The 16,925-nt window shown below is 60.9% G+C and carries 13 protein-coding genes and 1 pseudogene; 4 read left to right on the forward strand and 10 right to left on the reverse strand.

The features are described from left to right. Nucleotides 1–86 precede the first annotated feature (86 nt). The 5 genes and pseudogenes from FHX06_RS05095 to FHX06_RS05115 form a co-directional block, all read right to left on the reverse strand. Nucleotides 87–1,871 carry an IlvD/Edd family dehydratase gene (locus FHX06_RS05095; protein WP_112543967.1) on the reverse strand — a complete coding sequence of 595 codons (1,785 nt, stop codon included), beginning with the start codon at nt 1,869–1,871 and terminating at the stop codon, nt 87–89. After that, nucleotides 1,868–2,776, reverse strand: a pseudogene (locus FHX06_RS05100) (NAD(P)-dependent oxidoreductase); the annotation flags it as partial. The gene FHX06_RS05095 and the pseudogene FHX06_RS05100, both read right to left, overlap by 4 nt. 138 nt (nt 2,777–2,914) lie before the next feature. Beyond that, nucleotides 2,915–6,112 (reverse strand): efflux RND transporter permease subunit, encoded by a 3,198-nt coding sequence (locus FHX06_RS05105; RefSeq protein WP_112543965.1) that lies wholly within the window; start codon nt 6,110–6,112, stop codon nt 2,915–2,917. Between the two features lie 121 nt (nt 6,113–6,233). Next, complete coding sequence (locus FHX06_RS05110) at nt 6,234–7,424, reverse strand: efflux RND transporter periplasmic adaptor subunit (RefSeq protein WP_112543964.1); 1,191 nt, start codon at nt 7,422–7,424, stop codon at nt 6,234–6,236. Nucleotides 7,425–7,469: 45 nt separating this feature from the next. Then, nucleotides 7,470–8,282 carry an alpha/beta hydrolase gene (locus FHX06_RS05115; RefSeq protein WP_112971219.1) on the reverse strand — a complete coding sequence of 271 codons (813 nt, stop codon included), beginning with the start codon at nt 8,280–8,282 and terminating at the stop codon, nt 7,470–7,472. 166 nt (nt 8,283–8,448) lie between these two features. Here FHX06_RS05115 and FHX06_RS05120 point away from each other — a divergent pair, with 166 nt between their 5' ends. Next, nucleotides 8,449–9,360, forward strand: coding sequence for a LysR family transcriptional regulator (locus FHX06_RS05120; protein ID WP_112543962.1), 912 nt, complete (start codon nt 8,449–8,451; stop codon nt 9,358–9,360). A 239-nt stretch (nt 9,361–9,599) separates the two neighbouring features. Here FHX06_RS05120 and FHX06_RS05125 read toward each other — a convergent pair whose 3' ends face one another. Together FHX06_RS05125 and FHX06_RS05130 are read right to left on the reverse strand one after the other, a co-directional pair. Beyond that, nucleotides 9,600–10,502 (reverse strand): SDR family oxidoreductase, encoded by a 903-nt coding sequence (locus tag FHX06_RS05125; protein WP_112543961.1) that lies wholly within the window; start codon nt 10,500–10,502, stop codon nt 9,600–9,602. A 103-nt stretch (nt 10,503–10,605) separates the two neighbouring features. After that, on the reverse strand, nt 10,606–11,346 hold the full coding sequence (locus FHX06_RS05130) for an SDR family oxidoreductase (RefSeq protein ID WP_183878262.1): 741 nt from the start codon (nt 11,344–11,346) through the stop codon (nt 10,606–10,608). Nucleotides 11,347–11,466: 120 nt separating this feature from the next. Between FHX06_RS05130 and FHX06_RS05135 the strand changes: the two genes are divergently transcribed. The 3 genes from FHX06_RS05135 to FHX06_RS05145 all read left to right on the forward strand — a co-directional run bounded on the left by FHX06_RS05135 (nt 11,467) and on the right by FHX06_RS05145 (nt 13,399). Next, on the forward strand, nt 11,467–12,381 hold the full coding sequence (locus tag FHX06_RS05135) for a LysR family transcriptional regulator (RefSeq protein ID WP_183878264.1): 915 nt from the start codon (nt 11,467–11,469) through the stop codon (nt 12,379–12,381). A gap of 19 nt (nt 12,382–12,400) precedes the next feature. Further along, the gene (locus tag FHX06_RS05140) at nt 12,401–12,715 is read left to right on the forward strand and encodes a hypothetical protein (protein ID WP_113116728.1); all 315 of its coding nucleotides are present in this window, start codon (nt 12,401–12,403) and stop codon (nt 12,713–12,715) included. A gap of 69 nt (nt 12,716–12,784) precedes the next feature. Beyond that, nucleotides 12,785–13,399, forward strand: coding sequence for a DNA-3-methyladenine glycosylase (locus tag FHX06_RS05145; RefSeq protein WP_183878266.1), 615 nt, complete (start codon nt 12,785–12,787; stop codon nt 13,397–13,399). A gap of 16 nt (nt 13,400–13,415) precedes the next feature. Here the strand turns inward: FHX06_RS05145 and FHX06_RS05150 are convergent, their stop codons facing one another. From FHX06_RS05150 to FHX06_RS05160, 3 genes are read right to left on the reverse strand one after another with little or no spacing between them, the layout of a single operon-like run. Beyond that, nucleotides 13,416–14,957: a DHA2 family efflux MFS transporter permease subunit gene (locus tag FHX06_RS05150; protein ID WP_183878268.1), complete on the reverse strand. Its 1,542-nt coding sequence runs from the start codon at nt 14,955–14,957 to the stop codon at nt 13,416–13,418. Between the two features lie 5 nt (nt 14,958–14,962). Next, the gene (locus tag FHX06_RS05155) at nt 14,963–16,180 is read right to left on the reverse strand and encodes an HlyD family secretion protein (RefSeq protein ID WP_112971223.1); all 1,218 of its coding nucleotides are present in this window, start codon (nt 16,178–16,180) and stop codon (nt 14,963–14,965) included. Continuing rightward, nucleotides 16,173–16,637, reverse strand: a complete 465-nt coding sequence (locus tag FHX06_RS05160) for a MarR family winged helix-turn-helix transcriptional regulator (protein WP_112543954.1) — start codon at nt 16,635–16,637, stop codon at nt 16,173–16,175. The genes FHX06_RS05155 and FHX06_RS05160 overlap by 8 nt, the downstream gene beginning before the upstream one ends. Nucleotides 16,638–16,925 lie beyond the last annotated feature (288 nt).

The following is a 16,925-nucleotide window of genomic DNA, read 5'->3' on the forward strand; positions in this document are numbered from 1 at the left end:
AAGTACCGAACTAGTTACTAGGTGAACTGTTCGTTACGACTGCCTTCTTTTCGACCAATATTGTTTTGCCCGGAACCCCCGCTCAATCAGTGATTGTGCCGCGGTGGATTCTTGGCAATCTGCCGGAAGTCAGCCGCGCCTTCGATGACCGCACCATCAGAAAGTTGCGTCACCGTATTGCGGTAAATGCGCTGCCATGGCGTTGCATCAGCCGGCACCGGCGGAATTCCATCGCCCTTGCGCCGCTCGATTTCAGCCTCGTCGACCAGCATATCGCAACGCCCCTGATTGAAATCAATGCGAATGATGTCGCCGGTCCTCAGCCATGCAAGCCCGCCACCCGCCGCACTCTCCGGCGAGGCATTGAGAATCGAAGGGCTGTCCGAAGTGCCGGATTGGCGCCCGTCGCCGATCGTCGGCAAGCTCTTGATGCCGCGTTTGAGGATATGATCCGGCGGCTGCATATTGACCACCTCGGCAGAACCCGGCCAGCCGAGTGGACCGGCGCCGCGGATGGCGAGGATCGTGTTCTCGTCGATGCCGAGTTCCGGATCGTTGATGCGCTTGTGATAGTCCTCAGAACCGTCGAAGACGACCGCCTTGCCTTCGAACACGCCTTCGCGGCCGGGCTCCTGCAGGTAACGCTTGCGGAAATCCTCTGACACGACGCTCATCTTCATGATGGCGAAATCGAAGAGATTGCCCTTGAGTACGAGGAAGCCCGCACGCTCCTTCAGAGGCTCGTCATAGGACCTGATGACGTCGCGATCGCGCGATTCACGGCCCTTCAGGTTGTCCGCCATGGTCTTACCGGTGACCGTGCGACAGTCGCCGTCGAGCTTGCCGGCCTGCAGCAATTCCCACATGACGGCAGGCGTGCCGCCGGCACGGTGGAATTTCTCGCCGAGATAGGCGCCCGCAGGCTGCACATTCGCCAATAGCGGAATGTCGAACCCATGCACCTGCCAATCCTCGGGATACAGCTCCACACCTGCATGCTTTGCCATGGCGGCAAGATGGGGCTGGGCGTTCGTCGAGCCGCCGATCGCCGAATTGGTCTTGATGGCGTTGAGGAAGGCTTCGCGTGTCAGGATATCCGACGGCTTCAGGTCTTCGAACACGATCTCGACCGCACGGCGGCCGGTGCGATATGCCATCTGGCCGCGCTCGCGATAGGCAGCCGGAATATTGCCGCAGCCTGTCAGCGACAGGCCAAGCGCCTCGGCCAGCGCATTCATGGTCGAGGCCGTGCCCATCGTGTTGCAATGCCCGACGGAGGGAGCCGAATCGAGCGCCGTCTGCAGGAATTCCTCTTCGTCGATCTCGCCTGCTGCGAGCTTGCGGCGCGACTGCCAGATGGCCATGCCCGAGCCTGCGAGTTTTCCTTCGTGCCAGCCGTCGAGCATCGGTCCGCCCGAGAGAACGATCGCCGGAATATCGACCGTTGAAGCCGCCATGATCGCAGAAGGCGTGGTCTTGTCACAGCCTGTCGTCAGCACGACGCCGTCGAGCGGATAGCCGTAAAGAATTTCGACAAGGCCAAGATAGGCGAGATTGCGATCAAGTGCTGCCGTCGGCCGCTTGCAGTTCTCGAAGATCGGGTGCGTCGGAAATTCGATCGGAATGCCGCCTGCATCGCGGATGCCATCGCGCACGCGCTTTGCCAGCTCGATATGGACGCGATTGCACGGTGTCAGATCGCTGCCGCTCTGGGCAATGCCGATGATCGGCTTGCCGGACCGCAGCTCTTCCGGCGTCACCCCGTAATTCATGAAGCGCTCCAGATAGAGCGCCGTCATGTCGATATGATCGGGATTATCGAACCAGTCCTGTGAACGCAGGCGGCGCTTTTCGGTCTTTCTGTCTGTCATTTCTTTCCTCCCTGTGAGGCATTCCTGTCTTCGAGATGGAGCAGCAAGGCGCTGTGATCCATCTCGCCGTTGCCTTTGGCAACAAATTCGGTGAACTCGGCGTGAACCGCTTCCGTCAACGGCAATGTCAGAGACAACGCCTTTGCCGTCGCCATGACGGCATCGAGGTCCTTCAACTGGTTGGCGGAAGAGCCTCCTGGTGCGAACTGCCGGTCAATCATGCGTTTGCCGTGGATGTCCAGAATGCGGCTGTCTGCAAAGCCTCCGCGCACGGCGTCCCGGAAGGCGGCCGGCGAACCTCCGCCCGCCTCGATCAGCATCATCGCCTCCGCAACGGCACCGATCTGCTGATTGGCGAGCTTGGCAAGCTGCCCGGCGCCAGCTGGCCCGACATGGGTGACACGTCCCATCGGCGCGAAGATATCGGTGAGTTCGGCGATGACGGACGCATCCCCTCCCGCCATGATGGCAAGTGTTCCGGCCGAAGCGCCGACCACACCGCCGGAGACCGGGGCGTCGATATGGCCGATTCCGCGTTCGGCCAGCTTCTCGGCATGCTCGCGTGCAAATGACGGGGCGATGGAACTCATGTCGATGATAACGGCGCCTGGTCGCATAACATCGACGGCGCCCATGTCGAACAACACCTGTCCGACGGCCTGGGCGTTGGTCAGCATGCAGATGACGATGTCGGCTGTAGCAGCAGCCTGCGAGGGGGTGGACGCGATCACGGCGCCGTCGCCGGAGAGCGCCCCGGCCTTGGTACGATCACGGTTCCAGACGGTGACGGAAAAACCGGCGCCAAGCAGCCGCCGTACCATCGGCGCACCCATAAGCCCCGTACCGAGGAAAGCGATCTTCCGCTTTCCACTGTCTTCCGATGCGTGTGTCACCCAGCCTTCCCGAACTGTTGCCTGCCCTTGATACCCCCCTCACCTCAGCATGCAACCGTTTTGATGAACGTAACGCATTTTTGTCGCATCCCTCAAAACGAAACGGGCGAGGACCAAGGTCCCCGCCCGATTTACCCGACAAAGGAGAGATTATTCCGCAGCGACCCGGATGTGGTCTTCCTCATCCTGCGGATGATTGTCGTTGTGCTGGACGAGAGGACGGTTGCCCGTCATCCGGCGCAGGAGGACGTAGAATACCGGCGTCATGAAGATGCCGAAGAAGGTCACGCCGATCATGCCCGAGAAGACCGCGACACCCATGGCCGCGCGCATCTCGGCACCGGCGCCCGTCGAGGTGACGAGCGGCACGACACCCATGATGAAGGCCATGGAGGTCATCAGGATCGGGCGCAGACGCAAGCGGCTGGCCTCGATTGCGGCTTCACGCGGCGTCCTGCCTTCAAACTCCAGTTCGCGGGCAAATTCCACGATCAGGATCGCGTTCTTGGCCGATAGACCGACAAGGACGACGAGGCCGATCTGCGTGAAGATGTTGTTGTCTCCACCGGTGAGCCAGACGCCGGTCAAGGCGGCGAGAACACCCATCGGCACGATCATGATGATCGCAAGCGGCAGCGTCAGGCTTTCATACTGGGCGGCCAGCACAAGGAAGACGAGCAGCAACGCCAACGGGAAGACGACGACGCTGGAGTTACCGGCAAGGATCTGCTGGTAGGTCAGGTCCGTCCACTCGAAGTCGATACCCGCAGGCAGGGTCTCGTGCAGGATCTTCTCGATTGCCGCCTGGGCCTGGCCGGAAGAGAAGCCCGGAGCCGGACCGCCGTTGATATCGGCAGCGAGGAAGCCGTTGTAACGGTTCGCACGCTCAGGACCGGTACTTGCATCCACCTTCAGCAGGGCTGCAAGCGGGATCATCTGGCCTGATGCCGAGCGAACCTTCAACTGGCCGATATCTTCCGGCTGAGCGCGGAACTTGGCATCGGCCTGCACACGGACGCTGTAGGTGCGGCCGAAGGCATTGAAGTCGTTCACATAGAGCGAGCCGAGATAGATCTGCAGCGTCTGGAAGACATCGGTGACGGAGACTCCGAGCTGTTCGGCCTTGGCGCGGTCGAGGTCAGCATAGAGCTGCGGCACGTTGATCTGGAAGCTGGAGAACAGGCCGGCAAGTTCAGGCGTCTGATAGGCCTTGGCAAGAACTGCCTTGGTTGCTTCGTCGAGCGCCTGGTTGCCCAGACCCGCACGATCCTCGATCTGCAGCTTGAAACCGCCCGTCGTGCCGAGGCCGTTGACCGGCGGCGGCGGGAACATGGCGATGAAGGCATCCTGGATGGCGCCGAACTTCTGGTTCAGAGCCATGGCGATCGCCCCGCCCGAGAGGTCAGGCGTCTTGCGCTCATCGAAATCCTTCAGCGTCACGAATACGATGCCGGCATTCGAAGAGTTGGTGAAACCGTTGATCGACAGTCCCGGGAAGGCGATGGCGTTGGCGACGCCCGGCTGTTTCAAGGCGATGTCCGTCATGCGCTTGATGACGTCTTCCGTACGGTCGAGACTTGCGGCATCCGGCAACTGGGCAAAGCCGATCAGATACTGCTTGTCCTGCGACGGTACGAAGCCGCCGGGAACCGTATTGAAGATGCTGTAGGTAGCACCGACCAGCGCAAGATAGATCACCATGACGATGCTCTTGCGCGACACAAGACCGCCGACACCCTTGCCATAGGCATTCGAACCGGCGCCGAAGGCGCGGTTGAAGCCACGGAAGAACCAGCCGAAGATCGCGTCCATGAAACGCGTCAGCCAGTCCTTCGGCGCATGGTGACCCTTCAGGAGAAGAGCAGCCAGAGCCGGAGACAGCGTCAGCGAGTTGAAGGCGGAGATGACAGTCGAGATTGCGATCGTCAGCGCGAACTGGCGATAGAACTGACCCGACAGACCGGAGATGAAGGCGAGCGGCACGAACACCGCGACAAGCACCAGCGCGATCGCGATGATCGGACCGGATACTTCCTTCATGGCCTTGTAGGTCGCCTGACGCGGACTGAGCCCGGCCTCGATGTTGCGCTCGACGTTTTCGACGACCACGATCGCGTCGTCGACGACGATACCGATCGCCAGCACCAGGCCGAAGAGGCTGAGCGCGTTGATCGAGAAGCCGAACATGTACATGACCGCGAATGTACCGATGATCGATACCGGAACGGCAATCAGCGGAATGATCGAGGCACGCCATGTCTGCAGGAAGAGGATGACGACGAGAACGACGAGCGCGATGGCTTCGAGCAGCGTGTCGATAACCTTCTCGATCGAGGCGCGCACGAACTTCGTCGTATCGTAGACGATCTCGTACTTCACGCCTGTCGGCATGGCGAGCTGCAGTTCGTCCATGGTGGCGCGAACATTATCTGCGATCTCGATCGCATTCGAACCCGGGGCCTGGAGAACGGCAACAGCCACAGCAGGCTTGCCGTCGAGCAGCGAGCGCAGCGTATAGTCGGCAGCACCAAGTTCGATGCGGGCAACATCGCGCAGACGGGTGATCTCGCCATTGGCGCCTGTCTTGACGATGATATTGCCGAATTCCTCAGGCGTGCGCAGGCGACCTTGAGCATTCACATTGAGCTGCAGGTCGACGCCCTTCTGGCTCGGCGAAGCGCCGATGATGCCGGCAGCGGCCTGGACGTTCTGCGAGCTGATCGCATTGCTGATGTCGCTTGCGGCAAGATTGTGCTCGGCAGCCTTCTGCGGATCGATCCACACGCGCATCGAATAGTCGCCAGCGCCGAAAACCTGCACCTGGCCGACACCGGCGATGCGGGCCAGACGGTCCTTGACGTTCAGTGTCGCGTAATTGCGCAGATAGGTGATGTCATGGCTGTCCCCATCGGAGACGAGGTTGACGACCATGATGAAGTCAGGCGAGCTCTTGACCGTGGTGATGCCGAGCGCACGAACTTCCGCAGGCAGGCGCGGTTCGGCCTGCGATACGCGGTTCTGCACGAGCTGCTGTGCCTTGTCCGCATCGGTGCCGAGCTTGAAGGTGACCGTGACGTTCAAGGCGCCGTCAGACGTTGCCTGGCTGGACATGTAGAGCATGCCCTCGACGCCATTGATCTGTTCTTCGAGCGGTGTGGCCACCGTTTCGGCAATAACGGACGGGTTTGCGCCGGGATAGGTGGCATGCACGACGATCGACGGCGGCACGACCTCGGGATATTCGGAGATCGGCAGCGCCCGAAGGCCGATAAGTCCGGCGACCACGATGAGGACCGAAAGAACACCGGCAAAGACCGGACGGTCGATAAAGAATCTGGATATGTTCATTTTGACGCCCTCTCCGGGGTGAACATGGATGCAAAGTCCCTCGCCGGTGGCTTGAAGGCACACCGGCAGGTCATGTTATCTAGGGAAACGGCCGCCTCCCCGAGGGAAGGAGGCTCAGATCTTACTGAGCGGTCGCGACCTTCTCTTCCATCTGGGGCGCTACGACGGCGCCCGGACGGATGCGCTGCAGTCCGTTGACGACAATCTTGTCGCCGACATTCAAGCCGCCTTCGATCACGCGCTGACCATCGAACAGCGAGCCGAGCTGAATCTGCCGGTAGTTGACCTTGTTCTGGTCGTCGACGACGAAGACGAACTTCTTGTCCTGGTCGGTGCCGATGGCACGATCACTGATGACGATCTTGTTTTCAGCCTTCGGCTGGCCCATGCGCACCCGCACGAACTGGCCGGGGATCAGCTTGCCGCCCGGATTGTCGAAGACAGCCCGCACTGCAATCGTCCCGCTGGCCGCGTCCACCTCATTATCGACGAGTTGCAGCTTGCCCTTGATCGGCGTTCCTTCATCGGCGAGCGTGCCGATTTCGACCGGGATCTGCTCTACGGCAGGCAGCGCCGCGTCGGTTGCCGGAAGCTCCGAAAGAGCCTTGGTGACCATCTCTTCGCTTGCATTGAAGCTCGCATAGATCGGTTCGACCGAGACGAGCGTCGTCAGCTCGGGCGAGGCTGAACCGGCCGCAACAATGTTGCCGACCGTCACCTCGATCTTGCCGATACGGCCGGAAACCGGCGCCTTGACCTGCGTGTAGTCGAGATCCAGCTGCGCTGACTGAAGGGCTGCCTGTGCCGAACGCAGGCTCGCCTGGGCTTCAGCCAGCGTGCTCTGGCGCTGGTCGAGATCGCTCTGCGAGATCGTCCGGTTGTCCGAAAGACGGCGGCCGCGGTCGAGTTCCGTCTGCGCCAGGCTGACCTTGGCTTCCGCCGAAGCGACCTGGCCTTGCGCCTGGGAAACGGCCGCCTGATAGGGAGCCGGGTCGATGGCAAACAGCAGATCGCCCTGTTTGACCAAGGCACCTTCACGGAAATGCACGGACTGGATGGCGCCTCCGACACGGGGGCGAATCTGCACGCGGTCGATAGCCTCGAGACGACCGGAGAAATTCTCCCAGTTCGTCACGTCGCGGCTGGCGACGACAGCAACCGTCACCGGCACAGCGGGAGGCTGCGCAGGTTCAGAGGCGGCCGTGGCGGTTGCGCTCATCGGCAGTTCGAAAAAGATGGCAGCGGCCGAAATGGACGCAGCAACACCCAGACCGGCGCCCACCAGGGCCCAGCGTTTACTTCTGGACGTCATTGGTACTCTCCTTGCGGCCGAACGGCCGTAAAAATCAGTTCGTTTTCAATGCAATTGTGGCTGAACGCTCACGTCCTGAAGAAAATCTCCAAAGTGGCGGCTGACGTTGCCCTGCCACGTGGAAGTCCCCTCAGATTTTCCGCCGTAAATGGATGGCCAACCTGTCCCGGCGGGGAGAACATGCTGGCGCACGGCAACGCCTGCCTTCTTCAGGCGAGCGGCGTAACCGATAGTCTCGTCGTGCAGCGGATCATCCTCCGCCGTAAAAATCAGAGCTGGCGCAACACCTGATATCCGTGAGCACAGGCAGGGCGCAGCATAGGGATGGCAGCCGCCGCCGCTCAGGTAATGGCTCCAGCCTTCCGTCCAGCGCTGGCGCATGCCGATCTTGTCCGCCTTGCGAATGGAGGAGGTCCCCATGAAGGGATCGAGAAGAGGAGAAAGCAGGATCTGGCCGTCGAGCGCATCCGGCATCTGGTCACGCGCCTTCAGCGCAACACCGGCAGCTACGTTACCACCCGCCTCTTCGCCGGCAACGAAAAGCAGCGACTTACGGTCGCCGAGACCGGCTTTCTTGAGTGCGAGATAGGAAAAGATCGAGAAAGAAACTTCGAGCGCCTTCGGAAAAACATTGCCCGAAAGCGTACTGTAATCGGCAGAAACGACGATCGCGCCGGCTTGTGCGAGGCTGCTTGCAATCGGGCGATCGGCATTCGGGTCCTTGTCGAGAAACGCCCCGCCGTGCAGATAAAGCACGATTGGCGGCCCCTTGCCGAAGTCGGCGCCCATGTAGACGCGCGCAGAAACGGGGCCAGCGGCCACCTTTTCCAACACCATGTCTTTGATCTCGGGCACCATCGTCACTATCTCTTGCTGCCTGCCACACCTCGACAGACAACGCCTGTCTCTTGCATTTTGCACCAAAAAGATATTGTTATTCAAATCGGGGAATAAGAAGCGATATCGCGATAACACTATTCCGAATCCTGAACAATGTTGCAACGCAAACTGCGGAATTGAACCGATGGATCAGCTCTCGGCAATGCGCGTCTTCATCCGCGTGGTGGAGACGGGCAATTTCACCCGCGCCGCCGACATGCTCGCCATGCCCAAGGCGACGGTGACCAATCTCATTCAGGGGCTGGAGGCGCACCTGCGTACCAAGCTCCTCAACCGCACCACCCGCCGCGTCATGGTGACGACGGACGGCGCGCTTTATTACGAACGCGCTGCGCAGATCATTTCCGAGCTCGAGGAGCTGGACGGCAGTCTCTCAAACTCACAGAGCCTGCCGACGGGCAGACTGCGCGTCGAGATGGCCGGCGCCTTTGCCGATTCCATCCTGGTGCCCGCGCTCTGTGATTTCTACGAGCGTTATCCCGATATCCGCATCGACCTCGGCGTCGGCGACCGCACCGTCGACTATCTCGCCGAAAACGTTGACTGCGCGTTGCGCGCCGGCACGCCGGCCGATCAGTCGCTGATCGCCAGGCGCGTCTCGGAAATCGAAATGATCACCTGCGCCGCACCGCTCTATGTGGAGAAATTCGGCCTGCCGCAGCGGCCGGAAGAGCTTGAAACGGAACACTATTCGGTCAATTACTTCCGCGCTCAGAACAATCGCACGGTGCCTTTCGAATTCCGCAAGGGCAATGAGACCATCGAGGTCAATCCGCGCTATATCGTCTCCGTCAACGACAGCCGCACCTACATGACCGCAGCACTCGCCGGCCTCGGTCTCGCCCAGATCCCGATCTTCATGGCGCGTGAGCCGCTGGCGAAGGGAGAGCTGGTGCAGACCCTGACGGAATGGACGCGCGAGTCGCTGCCGCTCTACGTCGTCTATCCCCCGAACCGGCATCTCAGCAACAAGGTCCGTGTCTTCGTCGATTGGCTGGTGAAGCTGCTGGCGGACGCCAAGCTCAACGCTCGCTGACAAACGCCGCCACAAAAGAAAACGGCCCGTGATGGGAGGGATAACCGTCACGGGCCTTAATCTGATGTCTGAAACTGAAGGCCTGTCGCACCGCAGGAAAGGCGCGGCAGGCCCTGGAGTGGAGGTCGGGAGGCCGGCGACGATTTGCCGTCTTCCTCCGTCCAATCTGATATAGGTGCGCTTAGCCGGATAGTAAGAGGCAGCACCAAAGAGGCCGTTCACAACTTTGCGACAGGCAGTTATCTGTTGACAACGGGCTTCAGCAGATCCTCGATGCCGATGCGGCGGAAGAGCTCGGCACGCACGCGGTCGGCAACGCCGTTGACAATTTCCGCACCGTCTTCCGACGGATCGATATGGGTGCGGAACGGGCGCTTGCCGAAGGGCATATTCACCACATCGACGATCGCGGTCGCAACGGAAGCAGCATCCGCGTCGGCAGGTTCAAGCGAGGCCAGGCCCTTCAGCGCCTGGTCCGGCACGCCCTTATAGGGACCGTCATTATATTCTGCAGCTCGAGCCGTATCGGCGGGCGAACCGGAATGGGCGAAGTGGTTCGTGCCCTTGGTGAAGGCACCGGGAACGATGATTGCCGTTTCGATGCCCCAGCGGGTCAGTTCACTGGCATAGGAGACGGCAAGCGAGTCCATGGCGGCTTTGGCGGCGAAATAGGGAGCAAGGTATGGAGGTGTGCCGCCACGAGTGGACGAGGAGGAAACCCAGACGACGAGACCCCTGCCCCGGTTGCGCAGGTGCGGCAGCACAGCGCGGTTCACACGCTGGGTCGACAGCACGTTGATGTCAAAAAGCTCGGCATATTGCTCAGGCGTGAAGGCCTCGGCCGGACCGAAGGACATATGACCGGCATTGTGGATGATCGTATCGATGTGCCCCTCAGCGGAAATCACCTTGGCAATGCCTGCTTCGACGGAAGCATCGGACGCGACATCCAGTTCGACAGCCTTGAGATCGACACTGTTCTCTTTCGAGAAGGCTTCGACGGCCTCGACCTGCGGCCGGTTACGGCCTTCTGTTTCGCGCATCGAGGCATAGACGGTGTGGCCGGCCTTGGCGAGCGCGCGGGCGGTAAGAGCGCCGAAGCCGCTGGAAGCACCGGTGATGACGATGACTTGCTTGCTCATGATCCTGTTCCTTCTATTCGAGTGGGTTGGCTGTTCGAATGGGGTTGATTGAAAGAATGCGAGGGAGGAGTGTGGCGGCGCTCTTGCCGCCACGAAATCTGCGTCAGACCATGCCGCCATTGGCACGCAGCACCTGACCGTTGATCCAGGCGCCGTCAGGGCCGGCGAGGAAGGCAACCACACCGGCGATATCCTCAGGCGTGCCGAGGCGTTCGAGCGGGTTTGCCTTTGCAAGGCGATCGATCAGCTCATCGGACTTGCCATTGAGGAAGAGATCAGTGCCCGTCGGGCCGGGAGCGACCGTGTTGACGGTGATCTGGCGGCCGCGCATCTCCTTGGAGAGGATGGCGCCCATCGTCTCGACGGCAGCCTTCGTTGCGGCATAGACGCTATAGGTTTCCGGCTTCAGGCCGACGACCGAGCTCGAGAAGTTGATGACCCGGCCATCGTCACGCAGGCGCTTGGCAGCCTCGCGCAGCGTATTGAACGTGCCCTTGAGGTTGACGCTGATCTGGCGGTCGAAGCTGGCATCATCGACATCGGCAAGGCGCGACAGCAGCATGATGCCGGCATTGTTGACGAGGACGTCGACACCGCCGAAGGCGGTCTCTGCCGCGTCGAACATGCGGCGCACAGCCTCGGCATCGGCGACATCGCCCTGTGCCGTCAGCGCCCTGCCGCCGGCCTTCTCGATTTTCTGGGCCAGGTCTTCAGCAAGGGCAGCGTTGCCGGCATAGTTGATGACGACGGTAAAGCCGTCCTTGGCGAGACGTTCGGCAATCGAAGCACCGATGCCGCGAGAAGCGCCGGTAACGAGAGCGACCTTGTTTTGATTGGCAGACATTTTCTTCTCCTTTGCTTCGGCGCCGCAGCGCCCTTTCGATGAGAAGAAGATGCCCCTTTATATCTTGCGGATAATCAGCCATTATTCGGCATCACTATCCGGGAAATGCGAACAAATTCGATGGACAGATTCGATGCCATGCGGGTCTTTTCCCGCGTCGTGGAGCGCCGCAGCTTCACGCTTGCCGCAGAAGATACCGGCCTCCCGCGCTCGACCGTGACGGACGCGGTCAAGCAACTTGAGGCGCGCCTCGGCGTGCGCCTGCTTCAGCGCACCACCCGTCATGTCAGCCCGACGCTCGATGGCGAAGCCTACTACCAGCGTTGTCTGTCGATCCTTGCCGATATCGAGGAGGCTGAAGGCGCCTTTGCCGGCGCCAAGCCGAAAGGCCTGCTGCGGGTCGACGTGCACGGCACGCTGGCCCGCCATTTCGTATTGCCGAGCCTGCCGTCGTTTCTGGAGACCTATCCCGATATCGAATTCTACATGAGCGAAGGCGACCGGCTGGTGGACCTGGTGCGCGAAGGCATCGACTGCGTATTGCGCGTTGGCGTACCGCAGGATAGCGACATGGTCGCCCGGCGCGTCGCCATGCTGGACGAGATCACACTGGCCTCTCCCTCCTATATCGCCGCTTTCGGCAAGCCTGACCACCCGGAGAGGCTGGATACACACCGCATGGTCGGCTTCCGCGCCACGGGCAGCGCCGGCCCGCTGCCGCTGGAATTCATCGTGGATGGCGGCGTGCGCAACATCACCATTCCCGCGACCGTCACCGTCAATGCCGCCGAGAGCTATATTTCCGCTGCCCGCATGGGCCTCGGCATGATCCAGATCCCGCGCTACCACGCCGAACAGGATCTGGCCGCCGGCACGCTCGTTCAGGTGCTCGCCAATTTTCTGCCGACGCAGACGCCTGTCTCGTTGCTCTACCCGCGAAACCGCCAGCTTTCGCCGCGCGTGCGTGTTTTCATCGACTGGCTGGTGAAGGTCTTTGCTCGACAAACCGCCGAAAACGCGGTTCACTCATATTAGCATCTTCGGAGAAAGAGATATGGCACTCAGCGATATCATCGTCTACCAGGCTGACGAAGGCTTCATCGTCGAATTCGGCGGCGAAGGGGAAGACAGGATTGCGGTGACACTGCGCGAAGCGCCCGATCTTACCCACGACAATGCCATCGCCAAAGCCAGGGCACTGATGACCTTGGCTTTAGAGCCCGTTCACGGGGATAGCGCCCGCAGCAAGGATCCAGCCCTGCTGGAGGAAGAGCTGAACGAAGGCCTGGAGGATTCCTTCCCGGCAAGCGACCCGGTTTCCGTCACCGTTTCCTCCATTCCCATGCGCGATCCGAATACCGGCCACTAGATCTGCATCGGCATCTATTGCCGATGCCGTGAGGGCCTGGACGTTCCGGCTGGCGGATCATCGAAGGGGATGGTATCGCCGGTCTCCATGAGCATCGAGACGATCAATGGCGCGATCGGCGCCGGCCCCCTTGCCGGGGAGAGCCTGCGCCAGTTCTTCGAACGCGATGCGATCGAGGTCGCCCGCGATCTGCTCGGCTGCCACCTCATGGTCAATGACGCGGGCGGACGGATCACCGAAACCGAAGCTTATTACCCGGACGACGAGGCGTCTCACAGTTTTCGGGGACCGACCAAGCGCAATGGCGCCATGTATGGCCGTCCCGGCAATGTCTATATCTACCGCATCTATGGCATGTACTGGTGCCTGAACTTCGTCTGCACGCCGGGCTCGGCAGCGCTGATCCGTGCCTTGGAGCCGGAAACCGGACTGGCGACCATGGCGGAAAGGCGCGGCACAGATGTGCTCACGCAGTTCTGCAGCGGTCCGGGAAAACTCTGCCAGGCGCTCGGCATCGATATCGCCATCAACGACCGGATGCTCGACCAGCCGCCCTATGCGATCTCGCCATCCGCGCCTGTTCCGATCGTCTCGGGCAAGCGGATCGGCATTACGAAAAATGCCGAAGCACCGTGGCGCTTCGGCATTCAGGGATCGCGATTCCTGAGCAAACCGTTCCGCTGACGCGGAGGCTGCAACGTCATTCCATGACGGCACTATGGTCCATGGCCGGCGGCGCCTTCGGCTTCCTCAAAAGCAGCACCAGCGGCATGACGGCCAGCGACATCAGCATCAAGAGCTTGAAGTCATCAATATAGGCGATGATGGTCGACTGTAGTGTGATGAGGTCGTTGAGGGCGGCACGGCCGACTGCCGTCAGCGGACTGAGGCTCTGGGCAGCCGTCGCATTGAATGCATGATTGAACGGCGTCACGTAGGCTGCAATCGACTCGTGATTGCTCTGCGTATTCTCGACGATGAGGGCCGAGACGATCGAGATTCCGACAGAGGAGCCGATGTTACGCGACAGGTTGTAGAGGCCGGTCCCGTCGCCGCGCATCTGCGCCGGCAGCGTGGCAAAGGCGATCGTCGTCAGCGGCACGAACAGGAAGCCGAGGCCGGCGCCCTGGATGAAGCCGACCGAAACGATCGTCCATTGCGAAACGTCAGGCGTCCAGCCAGTCATGTCGTACATTGCCCAGGCCGTCAGACCGAGGCCGAGCAAAAGCAGCCAGCGCGTATCCACCTTGCCGATCAGCCGGCCGACGATGAACATGCAGAGCATCGTCCCAAGGCCGCGTGGCCCCATGACGATGCCAGCCGTGATGACCGGATACCCCATCAGCGTCTGCAGATAGGGCGTCATCAGCGCCAGCGAGGCGAGATAGGTGATGCCGATCACGAAGATGAAGATCATGCTGACGGTGAAATTCTGGTCGAGGAACAGCCGCGGATTGACGAAGGATTTCTCCGCCGTCAGCGTGTGCACCAGAAGCAGATAGAAGGCAGCAGCGCAGACGATCGCTTCGACGACGATTTCGCCAGAAGAGAACCAGTCAAGCTGCTCGCCGCGATCAAGGAAGAGCTGCAGCGCGGCAATGAACAGGCTCATCATCCCGAAGCCGAACCAGTCAAGCTTGGCGAGCGCATCCCTCTTCGTCTCCGAAACGAAGATGACGATGCCGGCAAAGGCAAGAGCGCCGATTGGGATGTTGATGTAGAAGACCCAGCGCCAGCTGATATTGTCGGTCAGCCAGCCGCCGATGACAGGCCCCAGAACCGGCCCGACCATGACCGAGACGCCGAATAGGGCCATGGCCGAGCCGCGCTCCTCGACGGAATAGATGTCGAGGAGGATGCCCTGGGAAAGGGGAACGAGCGAGGCGCCGAACAGGCCTTGCAGCAGGCGGAAGGCAACGATTTGCTGCAGCGACTGCGCCAGACCGCACAGGATGGAGGCGACGACGAAGCCGACGATCGCCGTCAGCAGCACGCGCTTGCGGCCGAACTTGGCGGCAAGGAAGCCGGACGGCGGCGTCATGATGGCGGCCGCGACGATGTAGGAGGTCAGAACCCAGTTGATCTGGTCGGCGGAAGCCGAAACGCTGCCCTGGATATAGGGCAGCGCCACGTTGGCGATCGTCGTATCCAGCGCCTGCATGATGACGGCCAGAATGACGCAGGCCGTGATCGCGCCGCGATTGGCAACGGGGGTTGCCGGTGATGCAGGAGCATTGCTCATGGCCGTTACTCGTGGCTCTTGGCCTGGCCCAGAAGGTTGCTGATGAAATCGGGAAGGCCGCGTGCATGACCGGTATCGACATCGACGACTGTGCTCATGCCGACGCGAAGCGGCGGCTTGCCTTCGGTCTCATCGATGCTGACGCGCATCGGAATGCGCTGCACGACCTTCACCCAGTTGCCGGTAGTGTTCTGTGCCGGCAGCAGCGAGAAGGATGAGCCGGAAGCCGGGCTGATGCTCTCGACCTTGCCCTTCCAAACGACGCCCGGATAGGTATCGACATAGATGTCGGCCGTCTGGCCCGGCTTGACATAGGTGAGTTCGGTTTCCTTCGGGCTGGCGGAGATCCACAGATGGGTGGTCGAAACCAGTGAGAAGGCCTGCTGCGAAGCCTGCAGGTAGGAACCGACCTGCAATGCGTTCACATTGGTCACGATACCGTCGAACGGTGCCTTGACGATGCTGTGGTCGAGTTCGCGCTGGTCGTTGTCGACCTGCGATTTGGCCTGCAGGTAAAGCGGGTTCTCCTCGACCGGTTGATCGGCATTGCCGCCGAGCTGGGCGAGTGTCGTTGCGGCTTCCGCCTTGGCGACGGAAACCTTCTGCTGCGCGACCTCAAGATTGTGCTTGGCTTCGTCATAGGCCGACTGCGTGGCGCTGCCGTTGTTGACGAGGTTCTGCTGCCGGTCGAACTGGTCCTGATAATAGGGCAGATCGGCTTCGGCCTGGGTGATTTCGGTCAGCGACTGCCGGTAGCTGGCCTGCATATTCATGATCTGGTTGCGCTGTGCGCCGAGCTGCGCCTTGGCGCCATCGAGCGCGATCTTGAAGGAATCCGACTGCAGGCTGAAGAGCACCTGCCCTGCCTTGACCTGCTCGTTCTCGTGCACGTTGATCTTGTCGACGATGCCCGAAACGTCGGTGGTAATGCCCACCATGTCCGCCTGGATATAGGCATTGTCGGTCGACATGATCTGACCGCCATTGACGTAATAGTAGCCGCCGACGACGAGCGCCACGGGCAGCAGGGCAAAGAGAACGGGACGGGTGAAGCTGCGCCGGCGGCGGACCTTATTGCCGCCAGGCGCAGCCACCGCGACAGCCGCAGGCGCTGAATTGGATGAAGGCGCCTCAGCTACCGTTTCCGGTTGTTGGGTAATTTCTTCGACAGGTGTTTTGGCATTGGCGTCGGACACGACGCGCAAGGAGGATTGATCAGCCATGATTCGTCTCATTCTCGGCGACCGGGGACCGGCACGCCTGCACCAGGTTCGTCTTCATTACGGATAGGATATGGAAAAGCTGCTCGCGCTGTTCCGGCGCGATGCTTTCCAGCGCTTCGCCGCGGGTCACGTCGCCGATCTCACGCATTTCGGCGAGAATCGGATGGGCTGCCTCGCGCATGTAAAGCAGCCAGATGCGCCGGTCGGTCGGGTGCTGGCGGCGCTCGATCAGGCCGCGCTCGGCGAGCTTGTCCAGGATGCGGACCAGCGTGATCGGCTCGATTTCGAGGATTTCGGCAAGCCCGCTCTGATGGATGCCCTCATTGTTGGCGAGATAGGCCAGCGTCTGCCACTGAGACCGCGTCAGCCCAAGGTCCTTTGCGCGCTGCTCGAACCGCTTGCGCAGCAGGCGGGCGACGTCGTGCAGAAGAAAACCGAGTGTTGGATTGTTGGTCATTTACCTTCGCCGGCTAGTAATAAGCATCCTTATGATAATGGTAGATATATTGAGCATGTGCAATGCACAAGCATGCGGCCTCAAGATTCCGCAGCTGCGGCCAAAATGCCGCAGCCCACCGTTCGGCGAGCCTTCCGATCTGGTTTTGAGAGACCCAAGCTGGCGTCGAAACGCCTCGCGCAAATGTGATAACGCGACACATCCGCAGAAATGCAGGGGTTTGCGGAACGCCAAATCAATGCGAACAATTGGCGTTTGCAATTTTTGGATTCTCCCGTTTATAGTCTG

The organism is Rhizobium sp. BK512 (genome assembly GCF_014194915.1).
In the GTDB taxonomy this organism is placed as follows: domain Bacteria; phylum Pseudomonadota; class Alphaproteobacteria; order Rhizobiales; family Rhizobiaceae; genus Rhizobium.